The organism is Trujillonella humicola, from assembly GCF_046233715.1.
Taxonomy (GTDB): domain Bacteria; phylum Actinomycetota; class Actinomycetes; order Mycobacteriales; family Geodermatophilaceae; genus Trujillonella; species Trujillonella humicola.
This window is the reverse complement of the sequence record NZ_JBJNRJ010000005.1, coordinates 1-20,901: the sequence shown is the minus strand read 5'-3', so window position 1 is coordinate 20,901 and position 20,901 is coordinate 1. Positions and strand designations below refer to the sequence as shown.

At 76.6% G+C, this 20,901-nt stretch carries 22 protein-coding genes and 1 pseudogene; 10 read left to right on the top strand and 13 right to left on the bottom strand.

Annotated elements, in window-relative coordinates; translation table 11 throughout:
- Nucleotides 1-29: 29 nt before the first annotated feature.
- Both ACK586_RS04315 and ACK586_RS04310 read right to left on the bottom strand, forming a co-directional pair.
- A complete protein-coding gene (locus ACK586_RS04315; protein ID WP_409329218.1) occupies nt 30-1,643 on the bottom strand; it encodes a CYTH and CHAD domain-containing protein in 1,614 nt (537 codons plus the stop codon).
- A gap of 67 nt (nt 1,644-1,710) precedes the next feature.
- The gene (locus ACK586_RS04310; protein ID WP_409329217.1) at nt 1,711-2,682 is read right to left on the bottom strand and encodes an NADPH:quinone oxidoreductase family protein; all 972 of its coding nucleotides are present in this window, start codon (nt 2,680-2,682) and stop codon (nt 1,711-1,713) included.
- Between the two features lie 123 nt (nt 2,683-2,805).
- Between ACK586_RS04310 and ACK586_RS04305 the strand changes: the two genes are divergently transcribed.
- The 3 genes from ACK586_RS04305 (at nt 2,806) to ACK586_RS04295 (ending at nt 5,785) form a co-directional block, all read left to right on the top strand.
- Nucleotides 2,806-3,546 (top strand): SDR family oxidoreductase, encoded by a 741-nt coding sequence (locus ACK586_RS04305; RefSeq protein ID WP_409329216.1) that lies wholly within the window; start codon nt 2,806-2,808, stop codon nt 3,544-3,546.
- Complete coding sequence (locus ACK586_RS04300; protein WP_409329215.1) at nt 3,543-4,685, top strand: phosphotransferase family protein; 1,143 nt, start codon at nt 3,543-3,545, stop codon at nt 4,683-4,685. The genes ACK586_RS04305 and ACK586_RS04300 overlap by 4 nt, the downstream gene beginning before the upstream one ends.
- A gap of 137 nt (nt 4,686-4,822) precedes the next feature.
- Complete coding sequence (locus ACK586_RS04295) at nt 4,823-5,785, top strand: anti-sigma factor RsbA family regulatory protein (RefSeq protein ID WP_409329214.1); 963 nt, start codon at nt 4,823-4,825, stop codon at nt 5,783-5,785.
- Here the strand turns inward: ACK586_RS04295 and ACK586_RS04290 are convergent.
- Nucleotides 5,778-6,527: an SDR family oxidoreductase gene (locus ACK586_RS04290; RefSeq protein WP_409329213.1), complete on the bottom strand. Its 750-nt coding sequence runs from the start codon at nt 6,525-6,527 to the stop codon at nt 5,778-5,780. The genes ACK586_RS04295 and ACK586_RS04290 overlap by 8 nt on opposite strands.
- A 144-nt stretch (nt 6,528-6,671) precedes the next feature.
- Here ACK586_RS04290 and sigJ point away from each other — a divergent pair, with 144 nt between their 5' ends.
- On the top strand, nt 6,672-7,559 hold the full coding sequence (gene sigJ, locus ACK586_RS04285; protein WP_409329212.1) for an RNA polymerase sigma factor SigJ: 888 nt from the start codon (nt 6,672-6,674) through the stop codon (nt 7,557-7,559).
- 58 nt (nt 7,560-7,617) lie between these two features.
- Here sigJ and ACK586_RS04280 read toward each other — a convergent pair whose 3' ends face one another.
- From ACK586_RS04280 to ACK586_RS04260, 5 genes are all read right to left on the bottom strand, one after another.
- Nucleotides 7,618-8,361 carry a YcnI family copper-binding membrane protein gene (locus ACK586_RS04280; protein WP_409329211.1) on the bottom strand — a complete coding sequence of 248 codons (744 nt, stop codon included), beginning with the start codon at nt 8,359-8,361 and terminating at the stop codon, nt 7,618-7,620.
- 172 nt (nt 8,362-8,533) lie between these two features.
- A complete protein-coding gene (gene gndA / locus ACK586_RS04275) occupies nt 8,534-10,000 on the bottom strand; it encodes an NADP-dependent phosphogluconate dehydrogenase (protein WP_409329210.1) in 1,467 nt (488 codons plus the stop codon).
- Between the two features lie 37 nt (nt 10,001-10,037).
- Nucleotides 10,038-11,105: an oxidoreductase gene (locus ACK586_RS04270; protein WP_409329209.1), complete on the bottom strand. Its 1,068-nt coding sequence runs from the start codon at nt 11,103-11,105 to the stop codon at nt 10,038-10,040.
- Nucleotides 11,106-11,114: 9 nt separating this feature from the next.
- Entirely contained in the window at nt 11,115-12,722 is a 1,608-nt protein-coding gene (locus tag ACK586_RS04265; RefSeq protein WP_409329208.1) for a PP2C family protein-serine/threonine phosphatase, read from the bottom strand.
- Between the two features lie 105 nt (nt 12,723-12,827).
- Nucleotides 12,828-13,070, bottom strand: a complete 243-nt coding sequence (locus ACK586_RS04260; RefSeq protein ID WP_409329207.1) for a hypothetical protein — start codon at nt 13,068-13,070, stop codon at nt 12,828-12,830.
- A 224-nt stretch (nt 13,071-13,294) separates the two neighbouring features.
- Here ACK586_RS04260 and ACK586_RS04255 point away from each other — a divergent pair, with 224 nt between their 5' ends.
- Both ACK586_RS04255 and ACK586_RS04250 read left to right on the top strand, forming a co-directional pair.
- Nucleotides 13,295-13,498 (top strand): cold-shock protein, encoded by a 204-nt coding sequence (locus ACK586_RS04255; RefSeq protein ID WP_040339721.1) that lies wholly within the window; start codon nt 13,295-13,297, stop codon nt 13,496-13,498.
- Nucleotides 13,499-13,628: 130 nt separating this feature from the next.
- Nucleotides 13,629-13,865 (top strand): hypothetical protein, encoded by a 237-nt coding sequence (locus tag ACK586_RS04250; RefSeq protein WP_409329206.1) that lies wholly within the window; start codon nt 13,629-13,631, stop codon nt 13,863-13,865.
- A 9-nt stretch (nt 13,866-13,874) separates the two neighbouring features.
- Here ACK586_RS04250 and ACK586_RS04245 read toward each other — a convergent pair whose 3' ends face one another.
- Nucleotides 13,875-14,339, bottom strand: a complete 465-nt coding sequence (locus ACK586_RS04245; RefSeq protein ID WP_409329205.1) for a hypothetical protein — start codon at nt 14,337-14,339, stop codon at nt 13,875-13,877.
- A 72-nt stretch (nt 14,340-14,411) separates the two neighbouring features.
- Complete coding sequence (locus ACK586_RS04240) at nt 14,412-15,059, bottom strand: hypothetical protein (RefSeq protein ID WP_409329204.1); 648 nt, start codon at nt 15,057-15,059, stop codon at nt 14,412-14,414.
- Between the two features lie 177 nt (nt 15,060-15,236).
- Here ACK586_RS04240 and ACK586_RS04235 point away from each other — a divergent pair, with 177 nt between their 5' ends.
- From ACK586_RS04235 to msrB, 3 genes are read left to right on the top strand one after another with little or no spacing between them, the layout of a single operon-like run.
- The gene (locus ACK586_RS04235) at nt 15,237-17,405 is read left to right on the top strand and encodes a sensor histidine kinase (RefSeq protein ID WP_409329203.1); all 2,169 of its coding nucleotides are present in this window, start codon (nt 15,237-15,239) and stop codon (nt 17,403-17,405) included.
- The gene (locus tag ACK586_RS04230) at nt 17,402-18,058 is read left to right on the top strand and encodes a response regulator transcription factor (RefSeq protein ID WP_409329202.1); all 657 of its coding nucleotides are present in this window, start codon (nt 17,402-17,404) and stop codon (nt 18,056-18,058) included. The genes ACK586_RS04235 and ACK586_RS04230 overlap by 4 nt, the downstream gene beginning before the upstream one ends.
- A gap of 44 nt (nt 18,059-18,102) precedes the next feature.
- Entirely contained in the window at nt 18,103-18,519 is a 417-nt protein-coding gene (msrB, locus tag ACK586_RS04225; RefSeq protein ID WP_409329201.1) for a peptide-methionine (R)-S-oxide reductase MsrB, read from the top strand.
- 43 nt (nt 18,520-18,562) lie between these two features.
- Here msrB and hemQ read toward each other — a convergent pair whose 3' ends face one another.
- From hemQ to ACK586_RS04210, 3 genes are all read right to left on the bottom strand, one after another.
- On the bottom strand, nt 18,563-19,279 hold the full coding sequence (hemQ, locus tag ACK586_RS04220; RefSeq protein WP_409329200.1) for a hydrogen peroxide-dependent heme synthase: 717 nt from the start codon (nt 19,277-19,279) through the stop codon (nt 18,563-18,565).
- Between the two features lie 393 nt (nt 19,280-19,672).
- Nucleotides 19,673-20,197, bottom strand: coding sequence for a YceI family protein (locus ACK586_RS04215; protein ID WP_409329199.1), 525 nt, complete (start codon nt 20,195-20,197; stop codon nt 19,673-19,675).
- A complete protein-coding gene (locus tag ACK586_RS04210) occupies nt 20,194-20,556 on the bottom strand; it encodes a hypothetical protein (protein WP_409329198.1) in 363 nt (120 codons plus the stop codon). Before ACK586_RS04210 ends, ACK586_RS04215 begins: the two co-directional genes overlap by 4 nt.
- Before the next feature lie 119 nt (nt 20,557-20,675).
- Here ACK586_RS04210 and ACK586_RS04205 point away from each other — a divergent pair.
- Nucleotides 20,676-20,901, top strand: a pseudogene (locus ACK586_RS04205) (IS701 family transposase); the annotation flags it as partial.

Here is a 20,901-nt window from a genome sequence, read left to right as displayed (position 1 = left end):
CGAGCGGCCGGAGCTCCCGCGCCGTCGGGTCAGCGCGTCCAGCGGTGCAGCCGCTTGCGCCCCGCGGCCCGCCAGGCCTCGTCGAAGCGGTCGCGGGACCGCTCCGCCTTGGCCTCCTCGAGCGCGTGCAACCGCCCGTAGAGGAACGCCGCCTCGGTGGAGGTCGCCGAGAGCCCCAGCGAGCGCAGCCGCTCCCGCGTCAGCACCGAGTCCTGGTGCTCGCCCAGCGCCTCCTGCACGTCCTCCATGGCGCGGGCGAACGCCGCGGCGTCGGCCCCGAAGACCCCGGACACCGACTCGCCGGCGTAGCGGGCCGCCTTGGCGGCCTTGCGCGCGTCGTGCAGCAGCTCCTCCCGCTCCGGCCCGGCCGGCCGGGCCCCGGCCTCGTCGACGAGCCGGCGGACGGCGGTGTAGCTGCGGCCCACCAGCCGCGGCAGCACCCTGCCGGCGCGCCGCCGGGCGCGGGGGGTGACCGGCGGAGCCGTCACGAGTGCGTCGAGGTCGCGCAGGAGCTGGTGGTACCGCTCGCCGTCCAGCGCGGCGAGGACCTCGTCGTGCGCCTCCCGGTAGACGTCGTCCAGTTCCTCGACCGCCTGGCCGGACGCGGCGGCGTCGACCGCTCCGTCACCGTCCACGGTCGCGGCGACGCGGTCGCGCAGGACCTCGGCGTCCCGCGCGGCGCCCAGCTCCGCGGCCAGCCACTTGAGCTCCCCGCGCAGCGGCCGGACGACGTCGGCGTCGAACAGCGGCTTGTACGTCGTCAGCGCGCTGCGCAGCCGCCGGGTGGCCACGCGCATCCGGTGCACGCTGTCGGCGGCGTCCAGCCGTACCGGCAGGTCCTGGGCGCGGACCTGGTCGACCTGCTCGCGCAGGTGCGCCAGGACGACGTCGCCGGCCGCCGACCGCGGCGTCAGCCCGCCCCTGCCCTTCTCCTCACCGCTGCCCTTGCCCTTGCCCTTGCCCTTCCGCTCGTCCCCGGACCGCGCGTCGACCAGCAGCCCGGCGAACGCGGCGGAGCCGCGGGCCTCGGCCAGCCCCTGCTCCCGCAGCCGCGCGTCGACCGCCTCGAGCAGGCCCGCCCCGCCCTCGGCGGAACCGACCTCGATCTGCCGCCAGGACCGGGCGGCGCCGGGGAGGTCGTCGTCCCCGGCCGGGACCAGGCGGCGGGCCGTCACCCGGTCGTCGGCCACCTCGGCGAGGACCTGCCCCGTGGCGTCCACCAGCCGGCGCAGCACCCGGTCGGTGGTGATCTCGGCGACCGGGGTCAGCAGCTCTCCCCGGCTGTGCGCGCGGACCATCCGCCGCAGCGTCTGCGGCACGGTGCGCCACGCCCGGCCCAGGGGCAACCGGACGTCGGACCGGCCGTCGGATCCGCCGGCAGCCGGGACCTCCAGGTGCCAGCCGGCGTGGTCCCCGCCCGTGCGCCGCAGCAGCGCGAGGCCGGCGGCGGTCAGGCGCAGGTCCGCGGTGTCGAAGCAGGTGGTCACGAGCTGCTGGTGCACCGGCTCGCCCTCGGCGACCGGGCCACCGGCACCCGCCGGCGCCCCGTCGTCCCCGCGCGGGACCAGCTCCAGCAGCGACGGGAGCCGGAAGGCGTCGTCGGCGGTGTACCTCTTCTCGGCACCCGGGTGAACAGCAGGCATGCCGAAGGTGTACCGCACGGAGGTGAACGGCCGGGGGGACGCCGTCCCCGGCCCGCGGGGCCCGTGCTCAGCGGACGGCGAGCAGGACCTTTCCGCGGGCCCGGCGCCGGTCGAGCTCGAGCAGCGCCTGCGCCGCCTCCTCCAGCGGGTACGCGGTGCCGAGGACGGGGTCGAGCCGGCCCGCCTCCATCAGCGGCAGCAGGTCGGCCCACTGCTCCTGCAGGTACTCCACGCCGGCGCGCGTCCAGAAGGCGCCCCAGCCGACGCCGACGACCGAGATGTTGTTGAGCAGCAGCCGGTTGACCTTCACCGTGGGGATCTCCCCGCCCGTGAAGCCGATGACGAGCAGCCGCCCCTCGACGGCGAGGCCGCGCAGCGAGTCGGTGAACCGGTCGCCGCCGACGGGGTCGACGACGATGTCGACGCCCTTCCCGCCGGTCAGCTCCGAGACCTGCTCGCGGAATCCGTCGGCGAGGACGACGTCCGACGCGCCGGCGGCCCGGGCGGTCGCGGCCTTCTCCTCCGACGAGGTCACCGCGATCACCCGCGCGCCGAGGGCCGCGGCCAGCTGCACGGCCGCCGTCCCGACGCCGCCGGCGGCGCCGTGCACCAGGACGCTGTCCCCCGCGCGCAGCCCGCCGCGGCGGGTGAGCCCGAAGTGCACGGTCAGGTAGTTCATGGGCAGCGCCGCCCCCTGCGCGAAGGACAGGTTCTCCGGCAGCGGGAAGACCATCCGCGGGTCGGCGGCGACCACCTCGGCGAAGCCGCCGGTGCCCGGGAACGCCGCGACCCGGTCGCCGGCGCGGACGGCGGCGCCCTCCGGGGCGTACCGGACGACGCCGGCGACCTCGGAGCCCGGCACGAACGGCAGCGCCGGCTTGATCTGGTACTCGCCGCGGCTCTGCAGCACCTCGGGGAACGTGACGCCGGCCGCGTGCACGTCCACGACCACCCGGTCCCCGCCGGTGGCGGGCTCGTCGACCTCGACGACGCGCAGCGCCTCGGGACCCTCCAGGGTCTGGATCTGGACAGCGCGCACGGGAACTCCTCGGCTCGGCGGGGGTGGACGGCCCCTGTCTACCCGAGGCCGCAGGCGCCCGCGTGCGCACCTACGCTCGCGCCGGCCGGTACCGCCGACCGGCCCGAACGGAACAGGAGCACCATGAGCGTCGTCCTCGTCACCGGCGCCAGTTCCGGCCTCGGCGCCGAGATGGCCCGCCAGTTCGCCGCCGGCGGCCACGACCTGGCCCTCTGCGCGCGGCGCACCGACCGGCTCGACGCCCTGGCCGCGGAGATCCGCGCCGGCACCGGACGGCGGGTCGAGACCGCCGCCCTCGACGTCACCGACGCCGGGGCCGTGCCGGCGGTCTTCGCGCGCTTCGCCGACTCGTTCGGGACACTCGACCGGGTCGTGGTCAACGCCGGCCTGGGCAAGGGCGCCCCGCTGGGCACCGGCCGCGCCGACGCCAACCGCGAGACCGCCATGACCAACTTCGTCGGCGCGCTGGCCCAGTGCGAGGCCGCACTGGAGGTCTTCCGCCGGCAGCGCCACGGCCACCTGGTGCTGATCTCCTCGGTGTCGGCGCTGCGCGGCATGCGCCGGTCGATGACCACCTACGCCGCGACCAAGGCCGGCGTCGCCGCGCTCGCCGAGGGACTGCGGTCCGAGCGCATCCCCGGCGTCGACGTGTCGGTGGTCTACCCGGGCTACATCCGCTCGGAGATGAACGAGCACGTGCAGCAGGCGACCCGCTTCATGGTCGACACCGAGACCGGCGTGCGCGCGATGGTGGCGGCGATCGAGGCCCGTCGGACGAAGGCCTACGTCCCGGCCTGGCCGTGGGTGCCGATCGCGGCCCTGCTGCGGGTGCTCCCGCTGCCGGTCGTCCGGCGGCTCACGTGACCGTCCCCGGAGGCGATCCCGCCGGGGCCCGCGACGTCCGCGCGGAGGACGCCTTCGACGTCCCCGCCGTCGCCACCTGGCTGGCGGCGCACGCCGACCCGGAGCGCGCCGGCGTGGACCTGTCCGCCGTGCCGGAGGTCCGCCAGTTCTCCGGCGGCGTGTCCAACCCGACCTACCTGCTGCGCTACCCGGACGGCGACCTGGTCCTGCGCCGGCCACCGACGGGCACGCACCGCGGCTCCGCCCACGACGTGGCGCGCGAGCACCGCATCCAGACCGCGCTGGGCCGGGTCCTGCCCTCCGTGCCGCGGACCGTGGCGCTGTGCGAGGACACCACCGTCGTCGGCACACCGTTCTCCGTCATGCGGCGGATCGCCGGGCCCATCCCGCGCAGGGAGCTCCCGCCCGGGGTCCGGCTGGACCGCGAGCAGGTCGCCGCGCTGTGCCGCAACGTGGTCGACCTGCTGGCCGACCTGCACGCGGTCGACGTCGAGGCGGCCGGACTGGCCGACCTGGGCCGGGGGCCGGGCTACGTGCGCCGCCAGGTCGAGAACTGGAGCGACCGCTACCGCCGGGCGCGGACGTGGAACGTCGGCACCTTCGGGCCGGTGATGCGCTGGCTGGCCGACCACCAGCCCGCCGACCGGCGGCACACGCTGGTGCACAACGACTTCCGGTTCGACAACGTCGTCCTCGACCCGGCCGACCCCACCCGCCCGGTCGGCCTGCTCGACTGGGAGCTGGCCACCGTCGGCGACCCGCTGATGGACCTCGCCGGCTCCCTCGGGTACTGGATCCAGGCCGACGACGGCCGGCTGCTGCAGGCGTTCCGGCGCCAGCCCACCCACCTGCCCGGGATGCTGACCCGCGAGCAGGTCGTCGCCCGCTACTGCGCCCGGACCGGGCAGCGGGTGACCCGCGCGGAGTGGGCCTGGTACGAGGTCTTCGGGCTGTTCCGGGTCGCCGTCATCGCCCAGCAGGTCTACGCCCGCTACCTGGCCGGGCAGACCACGAACCGGCAGTTCCGGCTGTTCGGCGTCGCCGTCGTCGTCCTGGAGCTGCGCTGCCGCCGGCTCATCGCGCGCGCCCGCCGGATGGCTCCGGCGCACGCCGCCGCACCGGTGGGCGGCACCGCGTGACCCCCGGCTGACCGCCTCCCGCCTCCGACGCGGTGGCGCACGGACGGGTACCGTTTCGGATGGCCCTCCCCTGTGCGTCCCCACGGTCGCGCCACGTCCCGGGCGGGCCGCACGGTCTCGGACGGCAGGGGGGCGCGGTGTCGCTGGCGGAGCGCCTCCCGCCCGCGGCCGGCGGCTTCCACCACGACGCGCTGCTCTTCGACGACGCCGGCCGGCTGGCCGCGGCCGCCGGCCGCTTCGCGGCCGAGGGGTTGGCCGCCGGCGACGCCGTCGTCGTGGCCACCGGCGCCTGGGCCGCCGGGGTCATCCGGGACGCCGTCGACGACGACCGGCTGCTCGTGCTCGACCGGCGCGACGTCTACCGCGCCCGCACCCCCGCGGCGATCACGGCGTTCCGCGAGCTGGGCGAGCGGCACGCGACGGGCGGGGTGACCCGGGTACGGGTGATCGGCGAGGTCGACTTCGGCAGCAGCGAGCAGGACCGCATCGAGTGGCAGCGCTACGAGGCGGTCGTCAACCACGCCCTGGCGGCGTGGCCGCTGTGGGGCCTGTGCGTGTTCGACACCCAGCGGCTGCCCGACCCGGTGCTCGACGCGGCCCTCCGGACCCACGGCGGCCTCGCCGGCCCCGGCGGCCGGGCCGGCAACCCCGACTTCGTCGACCCGGCCGCGTACGTGCGCGCCCTGCCCGTGGCCCGCGAGCCGCTGGAGGAGACCGAGCCGCTGCTGCAGGCCCGGGCGGTGACCGACTTCATCCGGCTGCGGCACAGCGTCGCCGCCGAGCTGGCGCGCACCCCCGGCCCGCGGGACGCCGTCGAGGATTTCCTGCTGGCCGTCGACGAGATGACCTCCAACGCCGTGCGGCACGGCCGCCCGCCGGTCGACCTGCGGCTGTGGGCCTCGGCCGACCGGCTGGTCTGCCGGATCGCCGACTCCGGCGAGGGCGTGGCCGATCCCTTCGCCGGCTACGGCCCCGCGCACGGCGAGGACCTGTCACGCGGTGGCATGGGGCTGTGGCTGGCCCGGCAGCTGTGCGACCACGTCGACGTCATCCGGGACCGGAGCGGCGCGCAGGTGCGCCTGATCACCCACCTCAGGTGACCGCGGCTGCGGCCAGCCAGGCGTCGAAGGTCAGCCGACCCCGGTCGGCGCCCGGGCCGGGGAGCAGGGCACCGTCGCGCATCCGCCGTCCGGCCCGCCCGGGCAGCGGCACGCGCAGGACCCGGCCGCGCCGCCCCGCGGCGGCGAGCCGGCGCCGGACGAGATCGGCGAGCTCGGCCTCCTCCGGGCCGCCCAGGTCGGGCACCCGGCCCCGCGGCGGCCCCTCGGCCAGCCCGAGCAGCGCGGCGGCCACCTCCTCGGCGGCGACCGTCGCGGTGCGCATCGCCGGCACGACGACGAGCGGCCCGACGGCGGTACGTGCGGCGATCTGCCCCGCGAACTCGTGGAACTGGGTGGCGCGCAGCAGCGTCCACGGCAGCGGTCCGTCGGCCAGCAGCCGCTCCTGCGCCACCTTGCCGGCGTAGTAGCCGCTGGTCTCCCCGTCGATGCCCACGATCGACAGGACGACGTGGTGCCCGACCCCGGCGTCCCGTCCGGCGGCGAGCAGGTTCTCGGTGGCGCGGGTGAAGAAGCCGACCGCGGTGCGGGTGGACGTCGTCGTCACGCTGGTCACGTCGACCACGACGTCGGCGCCACGCAGCGCCTCGGGCAGCCCGGCGCCGGTCGACACGTCCTGTCCCCCCGACCGGGACAGCGGGACGACGTCGTGCCCGGCGGCCCGGGCGCGCTCGGTCAGGTGGGCGCCGACCGCGCCGGTGGCACCGGCGACGACGAGCCTCACCGCGCGCCACCGGTGGAGGCGGCAGGCGGGCAGGGGACGGGAGTGCGGGCGAGGAGTGTCATGCCCTGGTGACGACGCGGCCGACTCCGGTGTGAGGGAAGGTGACCGGGTTCACTCCCGGGTCGCGTCTGCGAGGCTGCGCCGGTGACCGAGGCCGTCCCCGACCAGCTCGCCGCGGACCGCCGGCACCTCCTCGGTGTCGCCTACCGGATGCTCGGCTCCGTCGCCGACGCCGAGGACGCCGTCCAGGAGACCCTCGCCCGCTGGTACCGGCTTCCCGAGGCCGACCGCGCGGAGGTCGCCGTCCCGCGCGCGTGGCTCACCCGCGTGGTCGGGCGGGTCTGCCTCGACGTCCTCGGCTCCGCCCGCGCCCGGCGGGAACGCTACGTCGGCGAGTGGCTGCCCGAGCCCGTGCCGGCCGACTTCGCCGCGCCGCGCGACCCCGCGGCCGACCCGGCCGAGCGGGCCGCGCTGTCGGAGTCGGTCGGGCTGGCGCTGCTGGTGGTGCTGGACTCCCTGCCCCCGGCCGAACGGGTGGTGCTCGTCCTGCACGACGTCTTCGCCGTCCCCTTCGACGAGGTGGCCGCGGCGGTCGGCCGCTCCCCCGCCGCCTGCCGGCAGCTGGCCGTGGCCGCGCGCCGCCGGGTCGCCGCCGCCCGGCCGCGGCCGGCGGGCCGCAGCCGGCACGACGCCGTCACCCGCGCCTTCGCCGCGGCCTGCGCCGGAGGCGACCTGACCGCCCTGGTCGCGGTGCTGGACCCCGACGTCACGCTGCGCTCCGACGGCGGCGGCGTGGTCAGCGCCGCCCGGCACCCGGTGCGCGGCGCCGACCGGGTGGCCCGGTTCCTCCTCGGCGTCCTCGCCAAGGACCCCGACGGCCGGGTCGAGGAGGTGCGCACCGGGGACGGCCTCGCCTACCTGGTGCGGGCCGGCGAGCGGCCGCGGGCGCTGCTCTCGCTCGGCACCGACGGCGACCGGGCCACCGACGTGTGGATCGTCATGAACCCCGCGAAGCTCGGCTGCTGGGCCTGACGCGGCGGGCGCACCGCGGCGGGCGCACCGCGCCGCCGGCGCGGTGCGCCCGCCCGGGTCAGCTGCGCCGGCGTGCCGCCAGCCCCAGCGCCAGCCCGGCCAGGCCCGCGACCAGGCCGGCGATCCCGACGACCAGCGCGGTGACGGCCAGCCCCGAGCCGTCGGAGTCGCCGGCGGCGTCGGTCCCCGAGGAGGCCTCCGACACCGACGGGGAGTCGGAGTCGCCCCCGTGCGCATCGGTGCCGCCCTGCGAGCCGGCGCCCCCCGCGGTGAGGTCGAGGACCGGAGCGGGGCTGTCCGGCTCCTCCTGCCCGTCGACGGTCGGCTCGATCCAGGCCTGCTCCATCCCGTCGTCGTAGGTCTGGATCGCCGGGAAGGTGATCGAGTCGACCTCCGGCAGCGGACCGGCGCTGATCGAGAAGGTCTGGTACTCGCCCGGGCGGATGCCGCCACCCGGATCGGCGGTCCAGGTGATCTCGGTGACGGCCTCGGTGACCTCGGTGCCGTGCACCTCGACCGGCGGGTCGATCGGCCCGGTGGTGGTGGCCACCGTCCAGCCGGGCACCGGCTTGACGCTGACGAAGGCCAGGGGCGTGTCGGCCGGGACCGAGACGCGCAGGGAGACCGTCGAGGCGGTGTCGCTCTCGTTCGGCACCCGGAAGGTCAGCTCGCCGAAGCCGCCGGGGGTCGCGTCGGCCGACGACACCCGCACGTGCGCCGCGGCGGTGCCGACGCCGGTCATGAGGAGCGCGGCCGTGGCGACCGCGGCGGCGGTCAGGACGCGCAGGGGACGGACGGGCACGAGCAGCTCCTTCGTCGACCGCCGGGTGCGGCCCGCTGCCGGACCCGTGCGCTGCTGTGGCATTGGTCGTCCGGGCCGCCCTCCTGGTTCCCGCGGTGACCGCCGTCACCGGTCGCGGAGGGGTGCAGAGGAGTTCTGCGGGCGTTACGCCCGCAGAACTCCTCCGCGACGGTCAGTGGCTGGAGGGGACGGTCTCGATCTCGCTGCGGTCGCCGGACCAGAGCGTGTGGAAGACCCCCTCGGCGTCGGTCCGGCGGTAGGTGTGCGCGCCGAAGAAGTCCCGCTGGCCCTGGATCAGCGCGGCGGGCAGCCGCTCGGAGGCCAGCGCGTCGTGGTAGGCCAGGGCGGAGGAGAAGCCCGGCGCCGGCACACCCGACAGCGCCGCGGTCGACACGATCCGCCGCCAGGCGTCCTCCCCGGCGGCGACGGCGTCGGCGAAGTAGGCGTCGGCCAGCAGCGTCGGCAGGTCCGGGTCGCGCCGGTAGGCCTCCACGATCCGGTTCAGGAAGCGGGCGCGGATGATGCACCCGCCGCGCCAGATGGCGGCGACCTCCCCCAGGTCGATGTCCCAGCCGTACTGGCGCGCGCCGGCCACGAGGATGTCGAAGCCCTGGGCGTAGGCCACGACCTTGGAGGAGTACAGCGCCGCGCGGACGTCGTCGGCGAACCGGTCGTCGACGGCGGCCGCCGCCGGCCGCCGCGAGACGGTGGCCCGCACCGCGGCCCGCTGGGCGGGCTTGCTCGACACCGCCCGCGCGAACACCGCCTCGCCGATCCCCGACACCGGCACCCCGAGGCCGACCGCGTTCTGCACCGTCCACACCCCGGTCCCCTTGGAGCCGGCCTCGTCGACGATGACGTCGACGAGGGGCCGGCCGGTCCGGGCGTCGGTCTGCCGCAGCACCTGCGCGGTGATCTCGATCAGGTAGGACTCCAGGTCGCCGGTGTTCCACTCGGCGAAGACCTCGGCGATCGCCGGCACGTCCAGCCCGCCGACCCGGCGCAGCAGGTCGTAGGACTCGGCGATCAGCTGCATGTCGGCGTACTCGATGCCGTTGTGCACCATCTTGACGAAGTGCCCGGCGCCGTCGGTGCCCACGTGGGTCACGCACGGCCGCCCCTCGGCCACCGCCGCGATCGAGGCCAGGATCGGTCCCAGCGTCGCGTAGGCCTCCGCCGACCCGCCGGGCATGATCGAGGGCCCGCGCAGCGCCCCCTCCTCCCCGCCGGAGATGCCCGCGCCGACGAACTCCAGGCCGCGCTCGCGCAGCGCCCGCTCGCGGCGGATGGTGTCGTGGAAGTCGGCGTTGCCGCCGTCCACGATGATGTCGCCGGGCTCGAACCGCGCCGCCAGCTGCTCGATCACCGCGTCGGTGCCGGGCCCGGCCTGCACCATCACGATCGCCGTCCGCGGCCGGGCGAGCGCCGCCACGAAGTCGTCGACGGTGTCGGCGGCGACGAAGCCGGTCTCCGGGAACTGGTCGACCAGCGCCTGGGTGCGCGCCGGCGAGCGGTTCCACACCGCCACCGTGTTGCCCTCGCGGCCGGCGAGGTTGCGGGCCAGGTTCGCCCCCATCACCGCCAGGCCCACCACCCCGATGTTCGCCCGGGCCGTCCCCTGCTGCGCCGCCTCGCTCATCGTCGTCCTCTCCTCGCTCGTGGAGCCGGTCCGCCGGCTAGGGCGCCACGATGCCGCGGAAGTCGGTCCGCAGGTAGTCGACGAAGACCGGGGAGACGTCCTCGGCGGCCAGGTGGTCGGGGCCGACCGGCAGCGGCACCGGCTCCCAGTCCGGGTCCCGGGCCAGCGAGGGCCAGCCGGCGTTCGCGAGGGCGGCCCGCCCGACGAAGGCGAAGTCGGCGCCGCGCTCGAGCACGTCGACGGCGTCGGCCGGCGTCCGGACCTTCCCGGCGACGCCGAGCCGCACCTCCCCGCGCGGCAGCTCGGCGAACAGGTCGAGCAGCGGCCGGCCCTGCGCCTCCTCGTCCACCGGGTCCTTGGTGACGTCCCACAGCGACAGGTCCAGGTAGTCCAGCCCGCCCCGCCGGTACAGCTCGGTCACCAGGTCACGCATCTCCAGCGTGCGCAGCCCGAACCGCTCGACCGACAGCCGCAGGCCCAGCTGGAACTCCGGTCCGCACACGGCCCGCACACCGTCGAGCACCTCCAGCAGCAGGCGGGCCCTGTTCTCCAGGGCGCCGCCGTAGGCGTCGGTGCGCCGGTTGGTCTCCGCCGACAGGAACTGGGTGAGCACGTAGCCGTGCGCGCCGTGGACCTCGACGCCGTCGAAGCCGGCGCGCTCGGCGCGGACGGCGGCGGCCACGAAGTCCTCCCGCAGCTGCTCGACCTCGCCGGTGGTCAGCGCGCGGGCGCCGTCGAGGTCGGAGGGGGCGACCGGGTCGGCGACCTCCGCACGCTCGGCCCGGGCGCCGGCGTGGTGCAGCTGGACGACGGCGAGCGTGCCGGTCGCGCGCAGGTCGGCGGCCAGCCGGATGAGCCCGTCGAGGTGGGCGTCGGAGTGGACCGCCAGCTGCCCACCCCAGCCCCGGCCGTTCGGCTGCACGTGCGACGCGCAGGTCATGGTCAGCCCGAACCCGCCGCGCGCGCGGCGCACCAGCCAGCGGCGCTCGGCCTCGGACAGTGTCCCGTCGGCGTGGCTCTGCCGGTTGGTCAGCGGGGCGAGGGCCAGCCGGTTGGGCATCGGGCGGCCGTGGGCGAGGGGCAGCGGCGCGAAGAGGTCGGGCACGCCGGCAACCTAGCCCTGCCCCGTCGCTCCCCCGCCGGCCGTCCAGCGCAGGCCCAGCAGCACGGTGTCGTCCCGGGCGCGGTCGCTGCCCAGGGCGGCCATCACCTCGTCGAGTGCCGCCTCCAGCGGCTGGTCGTCGACCACGGCGGCGGCCGCGTGCAGCCGAGCCAGTCCCTCGTCGAGGTCCTCGCCGCGGCGCTCCACCAGCCCGTCGGTGAACGCCAGCAGGGTCCCCCGGGCGGGCAGGTCGAAGCTCTGGGCCACCGACGGGGCGCGCACGTCCACCCCGATCGGCGGGTCGACCGGGCCCTCCAGCCAGGCGACCGTCCGGCCGGCGGCCAGCAGCGGCGGGAAGTGGCCGGCCCGGACCAGCCGCACGCGTCGGGCACGGGTGTCCAGCTCGCCCAGGAGCACGGTCGCGAACCGGTGCCCGGTGGCGACGTCGAGCAGGCCGCGCAGCTTGGCGGCCACCACCTCGACGTCGTCGCCCTGCGCGAGGTAGGCGCGGACGGCGAAGCGCAGCTCGGCCATGGTGGTGGCCGCCGGCAGCCCGTGCCCGGTGATGTCGCCGACCACGAACACGCAGCAGCCGGGCCCGCGGTCGACCACGTCGAACCAGTCGCCGCCGACGTCGAGCTCCTCCGCACCGGCGACGTAGCGGGCGGCGACCTCGACGCCGTCCAACCGGGGCACGTCGGGCAGCAGCGCGTGCTGGAGGGTCCCGGCGATCCCGCGCTGCTCCTCGTACAGCCGCCGGTTGTCCGCGGCCAGCCGCTCGGCGACGGCCCGCCGGCCCGCGAGCGCGGACACCACCAGACCGCTTCCGGCGGCCAGCGCGACGCCCACCCCGAGCACGATCGCCCACAGCGCCGACGACAGGGTGCCCGTGAGCGGCTCGGGCGAGGCGCCCACCAAGGTCAGCGCCCCGTCGCCGAAGGGCACGGTGACCATGGCGGTGTCGTCGCCGTCCGGCACCGGCTCGGTCGCACCGATCAACTGGTCGCCATCGGGGGCGGTCCCGAGGTATATCGCGAAGTCGAGACCGCTGAACGGGCCGCCCTCCGACTCGGGCAGCCGCCGGTCCGCGGCCACCCGGGTCTCGGCGTAGACGACCAGCCCCGCGTCGTCGTCGGCGAGCCGCAGCCCGTAGCCGAAAGCCTCGGACTCGCCGTCGGTGACGACACCGGCGACCGTCAGCCGCCCGTCGGCCGGGACTCCCTCCACGAACGACGTGTCGGCACCCGGCCCGGACAGCACCGGCGCCCCGCCCTGCTGGGCCAGCAGCTCGGCGCCGTCGGGGCCGGCCCGCCACAGGGACAGCGACAGCCCGCGGTTCCGCTCCACCGCACGGGCGGCGATGCTCTCGAAGGGGCCGGACTGGCCGCCCGTGGCGGCGGCGACCCGGCCGGCGTCGGCCATCTGGGTCTCCAGGACGGCGACCTGCGTCGTCAGCAGGGCGCCGGCCTGCTCGACCTCCTTCTGCAGCAGCTCCTGGTGGGCTCGGTCGTCGACCTCGGCGGCCAGCCAGGCCAGCGCGGCCGCGACGACGGCGACGAGCGCGGCGACCAGGAGCCCGGCGCGGCGCGGGGACGTGCCGGACCGGCCGGTCCCCGCCATGCGACCCCTCCCGCCCGCCGGTGCGCCGTGTGCGCCGTGTGCGCCGTCGCGGAACGGTATCGGGCGCGTGCCGCGGGCGGCGGCCCGCCGGGGACGCCGCCCGGGTCAGGCCAGGAGCGCCGCGGCGGAGGCGCCGAGCCCGTGGGCGTGCACCGCGGTGCGCCGGTCCCGGACGACGGTCCAGGCGGTGACCACGGCGTCGACCTCGGCCTGGCGGGCCGCGGGTGGGGCGGGCAGCCGGCGCGGGGCCACGACGGGCGGCATGCCGATCTCGGCGATGCGGGCGGCGAGGTCGCCGTCCTCCAGGTCGTCGACGTCGACCAGGCGGTACGGGGCGGTGGTGCTCATGACGGGGCTCCCTGCGTGTCCGTGGCCGGCTCCTCCGGCAGGGACGACACTGAGCCCGGCGCCGCACGGCACCCGCCCGGATTCCGCAGGATCGGCGCAAGGACCGCGCGACGGGCGCGCTCCCCCGCTCCTCAGCGGGGCGATCACCCGCTAGGGTCTGATTCGTCGGGAAGGCCCTGCGCTATGGCAGGACCCCGGTGCACCACCGCAGCTAGGAGCGAGCAATGCCCGAAGGAACAGTGAAGTGGTTCAACGCTGAGAAGGGGTTCGGCTTCGCCACCCCCGACGGTGGCGGACCGGACGTCTTCGTCCACTACTCGGCCATCCAGACCAGCGGGTACCGCTCGCTCGACGAGGGCCAGCGGATCGCGTTCGACATCGAGCAGGGCCAGAAGGGCCCGCAGGCGGCGAACGTCACCCCCCTCTGATCCTCCCCGATCAGCTCGCAGCGCCCCGTCCGGCTCCGCCGGGCGGGGCGCTGTCGTTCCCGGGAGCGGTGTGATCGGTCCCGGTGCGGGGAAGGGACGGGAGGTCGACGCGGCGCGGCGAGGAGGGACCATGGCGGTCTGCGAGGTCTGCGGCAACGACTACGACATGAGCTTCGAGGTGGTCGCCGCCGGCGTCCGGCACGTCTTCGACAGCTTCGAGTGCGCGATCCACCGCATGGCCCCGGTGTGCGAGCACTGCGGGTGCAAGGTGATCGGCCACGGCGTCGTCGTCGACGGCCACTTCTACTGCTGCGCGCACTGCGCCCGGCACGAGCACGACGGCGCCGCGGTCGCCGATCGCGCCTGACCGCCCGGCTCAGCGGGCGCGGGGCACGTACCCGCCGACGAGCGCCTGCATGAGCAGCGCCCCGGCGTCCTCCCCGACCGCCGCCGCCGCGTCGGCGAGGGTCTGCCAGCGCTGCCGCTCCACGTCGGTCGGTGCGTTCGCCGCCCGGACGGCGAGCTGCTCCAGCAGCCGCTCCCACTCGCCCTGCGGCGTCGGCCAGAGCCCGGCGAGCCGCCGCGCCTCGCCGGAGATGCCGGTGATCCGCACGATGTCGCCGGCGTGGTTGGTGAGCGCCTCGATGTAGCCCGTCGCCGCCAGCGCCCTCGCGGCGGCGACCACGTCCGCCTTCGGCAGGCCGCTGGCCGGCACGACCGCCCCCAGCAGGTACGGCGCGCCCCCGTGCTTCGGCTCGTCGACCAGCCGGGCGATGGCCCGCAGCACCGGCAGGTCTCGGGTGAACCAGACGTCGGGCAGCGGGCCGTCGGGGGCGGTCATGACGTCAGCTTGCCAGCGCGCATGCCGCCGCCCCCGCGTCCGGTCGGGACGCGGGGGCGGCGGGGTCCTCGTTCAGTCGCGCGCCCCGGTCAGCTCGGGCCGCAGCGCCAGGACCACGCCGAGCGCCGCGTACCCGACGAGGAGGTGACCGGCGGCGACGTAGGGCGACAGCGCCGGCAGGGCGCCGGCGATCGGGATGTTGATCGGCGCCCAGCTCTCGGCGCCCAGCGGCCACCAGCGGGCTGCACCGGTCCAGCGGCCGGCGACGGCGATGCGGATGCCGATGGCGAACATGCCGATCATCGACAGCGGCCAGAAGGCGTCCAGTGCGAGGAACCAGCCCTCCTCGCGGTGCTCCGGGAAGAAGGCGTAGAGGAGGGTCGACACCATCGCCAGGCCCAGCAGCACGTGCTCGGCGTGCAGGAGGAACCGGGCCAGCCGGCCCGTGCCGATCGCGCCGGTGCGCAACTGCACCGACACCAGGGCCACGAGGCCGACCTGGAAGAGGAACGAGGTCAGGTTGTAGGTCAGCCCCTGCCAACCGTCCTGCGGGTCCAGCCCGAAGGCGAGGATCCCCCCGGCCCAGATGGCGGACCCGGCGGCGACGGCGGCACCGGCCCGGCGGACCGACCGGGTGGACGCCGGCGGGCGGGGCGGGGCACCGGCGGCGCGGGGAGCCCCGTCGGTGCGGGCGGCGGCGGGGGTGGTGGTGAGGGACATGGCGTCTCCCGGAGTCGTGGTCGCGGTGCCCGGTGCACCGCCTGGGAGAACCGTCGCGGGGCGCCGTCCCGGGCACCCAGGGCCGGCCGCCCTCGATCCGGTCCTCGTCGCCGTCCCGGGCGACACGGGACACCTGCCTCGTGACGGGCGGGACGGCGACGGGCGAGGATCCTGCGCGTGCAGGTGGCTGCCCCCGTGGCGGGGCTCGATGCGACGGTGCCGGAGGGCCCTCCCGCGCCGGCGCGCCCCGACCCCGAGGAGGTCCGCGGCTGGGTCCGCGCGACGGCCTGGGCCCTCCTCTGCCTCACCCTGGCCGCGGGCCTGACGGCGGTCGTCCTCGACGTCGTCACCCCCGCCGCGGCGCGGGCGGCCGCCGACACGACGCCGGGCTGGGTGTTCGGGCTGCCGGGGCTCGGCCTGCTCGTCCCGGCCGCCCTGCTGCTGCGCCGCCGGCCACGCAACGCGGTGTCCTGGGTCGTCGGCACGACGGGGCTCCTGTGGGCGGTCGACGGCGCCGCGCAGTCGTACCTGACCTACGCCCTGCAGAGCGACCCGCCGCTGCCGGGGTCCAGCCTCGCGTTCTGGCTGGTGCAGCGGTTCGGTGCCTGGCTGCTGCTCGGGCTCCCCCTGCTCCTGCTGCTCTACCCGGACGGCCGGCTCCCCGCGGGACGGTGGCGGCCGGTGGCGCTGGCGAGCCTGGCGTCCACGGCGCTGCTGCCCACCCTGCTCATGGTCGTGCCCTCGGAGATCGCCGACGCCCGGGCCGGGACGCAGGTCCCCGAGATCTACCGGTCGCTCGACCTCGACCCCACCAGCCTGCCGCTGCCCGAGGCGGTCGTGCTACCGCTGCTGCGCATCGCCTTCCCCGCGGCGCTGCTCGGTGTGGTCGTCCCGCTCGCGATCGTGGTCGGCCGCTACCGCCGGGCGGTCGGGGAGGACCGCGGTCGGATGCGCTGGCTGCTGTGGGCCGGCGTCGCCGATGCGCTCGTCATGCTCGCGACCCTGCTGGCACCCGGCGACCTCAGCTCCGCGAGCCTGTCCGTCGCCGTCACCCTGACCGGGTCCGCCGTGGCCGTCGGGATCCTGCGGCCGCGGCTGGTCGACATCGACCGGCTCCTCGGCGGCACCCTGGTCTACGGCGGCCTGGCCGTCGGCGTGGTGCTGATCGACCTGGCGGTCCTCGCCGGCATCGGGACGGTCGTCGACGGCCGGATCGGGGAGCGCGACGCCACGCTGCTCACCCTGCTCCTGGTGGCCGGCCTGTACGTGCCGCTGCGCGCTCCGCTGTGGCGGGTCGTCCGCCGCTGGGTGCTCGGCGAGCGGGAGGACCCCTACCGGGTGGTGTCGGGGCTCGCCGAGCGGCTCGAGCGCTCCGAGGGCCCCGAGGCGCAGCTGACGGCCGTCACCGCCGCCGTCGCCGAGGCGTTCCGGTCCCCCTACGTGGGCGTCGAGGTCGACTCCGCCTCCGGCGAGCGGTTGCTGGCCGAGTCCGGCCGGCGTCCGGCGGCGGTGCAGACGCTGCCGATCGCCTACCGCGGCGAGGAGGTCGGCCGGCTGCTGCTCCCCCGCGACGGCGTCCGCGCCTCGCTGGTCGCCCGTGACGAGCGGCTACTCGCCGACGTCGTCCGGCAGGCCGCCGCCGCGGCGCGGGCCAGCGCGCTCGCCGGCGCGCTGCAGACCAGCCGCGAGCAGCTGGTCGCCGCGCGCGAGGAGGAGCGTCGACGGCTGCGCCGCGACCTGCACGACGGGCTCGGCCCGGCGCTGGGCGCGGTCGTGCTGCGCATCGACACCGCCCGCAACCTGGCCGGCACCCGCCCCGACGACGCCGACGCCGTGCTGCGGCAGGCCCGCGACGAGGTGGCCGGGGCGCTGGCCGACGTCCGCCGGCTGGTGCACGACCTGCGCCCGCCCGCGCTGGACGACCTCGGGCTGGCCGGAGCGGTGCGCCAGCAGGCCGAGCGGCTGCTGCCCGCCACCGTCGCCACCACGGTGACCGCCGGGCCCGACGCCGACGGGCTGCCCGCCGCGGTGGAGGTGGCCGCCTACCGGATCGCGTCGGAGGCGCTGGCCAACGTCGCCCGGCACGCCCGCGCCACCGCGGTGCGGGTGTCGCTGGAGCGCGACGCAGCCGGCCGGCTGGTGGTGACCGTGGCCGACGACGGCGTCGGCATCGACCCGGCGGCCCCGGCCGGGGTGGGGCTGGTGTCGCTGCGCGAGCGCGCCGCCGAGCTGGGCGGCCGCTGCTCGGTGACCTGCCCGCCGGAGGGCGGGACCGTGGTGCGGGCGGAGCTGCCCGTCGAGGGAGGGATGCGGGCCGCGCCCGCGGGAGGAGGGGAGCCAGGGTGAGCGAAGCGGAGGAGCCGCTGCGGGTGATGGTGGTCGACGACCACCCCGTCTACCGCGACGGGCTGGCCGTGCTGCTGGGCTCGGTGCCGGGGCTCGCCGTCGTGGGCACCGCCGCCGACGGGGCGAGCGCGGTCGAGCTGGCCCTCGACGAGCAGCCCGACGTCGTCGTCATGGACGTGCAGATGCCGGTGCTCGACGGGATCGAGGCCACCCGGCGGATCACCGCGGAGAGCCCCTCGGTCGGCGTCGTCGTCCTCACCATGAGCGAGGACGACGGCACGGTGTTCGCCGCCGTCCGCGCCGGTGCCCGCGGGTACCTGCTCAAGGGCGCCGACCAGGAGGAGGTCGTACGGGCCATCACCACCGTCGCGGCCGGTGGCGCGGTGTTCGGCGCGGCGCTCGCCCGGCGGATCGCCGAGTTCTTCGCCGGCCGCCCGAGCGGTCCCGACGCAGCCTTCCCGCAGCTGACCGCCCGCGAGCGGGAGGTCCTGGACCTGGTGGCCGCCGGCCGGTCCAACGCGCAGATCGCCGCGGCGCTGTACCTGTCGCCCAAGACGGTGCGCAACAACGTGTCCAACGTGCTCACCAAGCTGCAGGTCACCGACCGGGCGCAGGCCATCGTGCGGGCCCGGGAGGCCGGGCTCGGGCGGTGATCGGAGGGCCGCTGCGGCTGGCGCCGCCGCCGTACCGTGGGGGCATGTCGACGTCCGCGGAGCAGCAGCCGAAGGTCACCAGGAGCGACGCCGAGTGGCGCGCGCAGCTCTCCCCCGAGGAGTACGCGGTGCTGCGCCAGGCCGGCACCGAGCGGCCGTGGACCGGCGAGTACGTCGACACGAAGACCGTCGGCGTCTACACCTGCCGGGCCTGCGGCGCGGACCTGTTCACCTCGGAGACGAAGTTCGACAGCCACTGCGGGTGGCCGTCGTTCTACGAGCCGTCGGCCGCCGACAACGTCGTCCTCCGGGAGGACCGCAGCCACGGGATGCTGCGCACCGAGATCCTCTGCGGCAGCTGCCACAGCCACCTCGGGCACGTCTTCGACGACGCCCCGCAGACCCCGACCGGCGACCGCTACTGCATCAACAGCGTCTCGATCCGCCTGCGCCCGGCCTGAGGGGAGTGCGCGAGTGCAGATTTCCTGAACTCCCGCACTCCACTCACGCGAGGTCGGTGACCAGCTCGGCGACCGACTTGCGGACGCCGGTGTAGAACGGCACCTCCTCGCGCACGTGCCGCCGGGCGCGGCTGGCCCGCAGGTCGCGCATCAGGTCGACGATGCGGTGCAGCTCGTCGCACTCGAAGGCCAGCATCCACTCGTAGTCGCCGAGCGCGAACGAGGCCACGGTGTTGGCCCGCACGTCCGGGTAGGGCCGGGCCTGCATGCCGTGCTCCTTGAGCATGTCCCGCCGCTCCTCGTCGGGCAGCAGGTACCACTCGTAGGACCGGACGAAGGGGTAGACGCAGACGAACCGGCGCGGCTCCTCGTCGGCGAGGAACGCCGGGATGTGCGAGCGGTTGAACTCCGCCGGGCGGTGCAGGGCGAACTGCGACCAGACCGGCTCGAGCTGCCGCCCCAGGGCGGTGCGGCGCAGCCGGGTGTAGGCCTCCTGCAGGGCCTCGGCGCCGGGTGCGTGCCACCAGACCATGAGGTCGGCGTCGGCCCGGAAGCCGGCGACGTCGTAGGTGCCGCGGACGACGACGTCCTTGCCGGCGAGCTCGTCGAACAGCCCCTGGACCTCGTCGGCCATCGCGGCCCGCTGCTCGTCGTCGACCGTGCTGGTCAGCCGAAACACCGACCACATCGTGTAGCGGATCTGGGCGTTGAGCTCGTTGGCCCGCTTGCCGATGCTCTTCTGCTCGGTCTGCTCGCTCATGCCGCCATTGTCCCGCGCCCCGGCCGGCGACGGGCCAGGGCCCGCAGACGCGACGTCCCCCCGCACCCGGAGGCGCGGGGGGACGTGGGTCGGGCCGTCGGTCACGCGGCTGACGCGGACGATCGCGGCGCTCGGGTCGAGCGGTCGCGGTGCGCGTCGCGGCAGTCCTGGCAGGCGGCCATCCAGACCCGGTGCCGGAGGCACCGGAGCGGCCGGGCCGCGGCGGACACGGCGGTGCGGACGGGGGTGTGCGGGGCGTGCTGGATGCTCACGTCTGCTCAACAGCGGCAGCACCGCGGGGATGCCCCGGTCCGTCGTGGCGGCGGCCACGTCCGGCGCCGCCGGGCGCTCCCCCGGGCTCGGGACGACGACGCACGGCGGGTGCGGCCGGGGTCAGCCGGTCCGGGCCGGCGCCAGCTCGGCCTCGACCACGATGCGGACCTCCGTGCCGATCACCAGGCGGGGCGCGCGGATGCCCACCGATCGGCGGTCCACCGTGGCGGTGGCGCGCAGCAGCAGCCGGCCGTCGCGCAGCTCGGGAACCGCCCGCACGGCCAGCGGCGTCGAAGTGCCGCGCAGGGCGAGCACGCCGTCGGCGGTCCAGGACCCGTCCGCTCCGCGGGTGAAGCGGTCGGCCGACCAGGTCATCGCCGGGCGGCGGTCGGCGTCGAGCAGGGACGGCTTGCGCAGGTCGGCGTCGCGCCGGGTGATGCCGGTGTCCACGGTGCGCAGGTCCAGCTCGGCGCGCGCGTGCCGCGGGGTGCCGGCGGCGTCGACCTCGACCTCGCCGTGGCTGAGCGCGAGGGTGCCGGTGACCGGTCCGGTGAGGCCGCGGACGGTGAAGGCGGCGCGGGTGCGGCAGTCCGAGGCGACCCAGGTGCCGGCCGCCACGACCGGGACCCGCACGTCGGCGGTCACGACGCGACCGCCGTCGGCAGATCGGCCGACACGACGCGCACCAGGTCGATGCGGTCGGCGCCGGTCAGCAGCGCCGGGTCCTCGTCGGGCAGGAGCGGCGTCGCGGCGATCGTCCGCTGGACGGCCTGGTGCGTCTCGCGTCCGGTGGCCATGCCGACGACGACGACGCGGTGGTCGGCGCTGCGCAGGGCCAGCACCTCGACGATCCCGTCGATGTCCCGGACGGCGGGCCAGATGCGGTCGCGGCCACCGTGCTCGGCGGCGTCGGCCCGCACGGGGTCGCCGTCCCCGTTGAGCCAGGTGAGCTGCGCGAACAGCGGCCGGCGGCCCGCGGCGCGGCCGTGGAACACGTCGGTCACGCGGTACACCCGCCCTCCGGCGGCCGCGGCGGCGGACGCCTAGTACTACAGCTGCACGGCCGCGGATCGCTGCGGCGTGTCTACCGGAGTGAGGCGGAGACGCGGACGACGGTCGGCGGATGTCCGACGATGTCTGCATGGCCGAGGTGCAGGGATGGGCGGCGGGGCTGGAGGAGGTGTCCTGGCGGATCGGGCCGCGGTTCGCCCGTCCGCAGCCGCGGGCGCAGGCCGGGCGGTATCTGCAGGGGCTGCTGTCGGGCTTGGAGCGCAAGAATGGGTGGACGCTGGCCGAGCAGGCCGGTGACCGGACGCCGGATGCGACGCAGCGGCTGCTCAACCACGCCG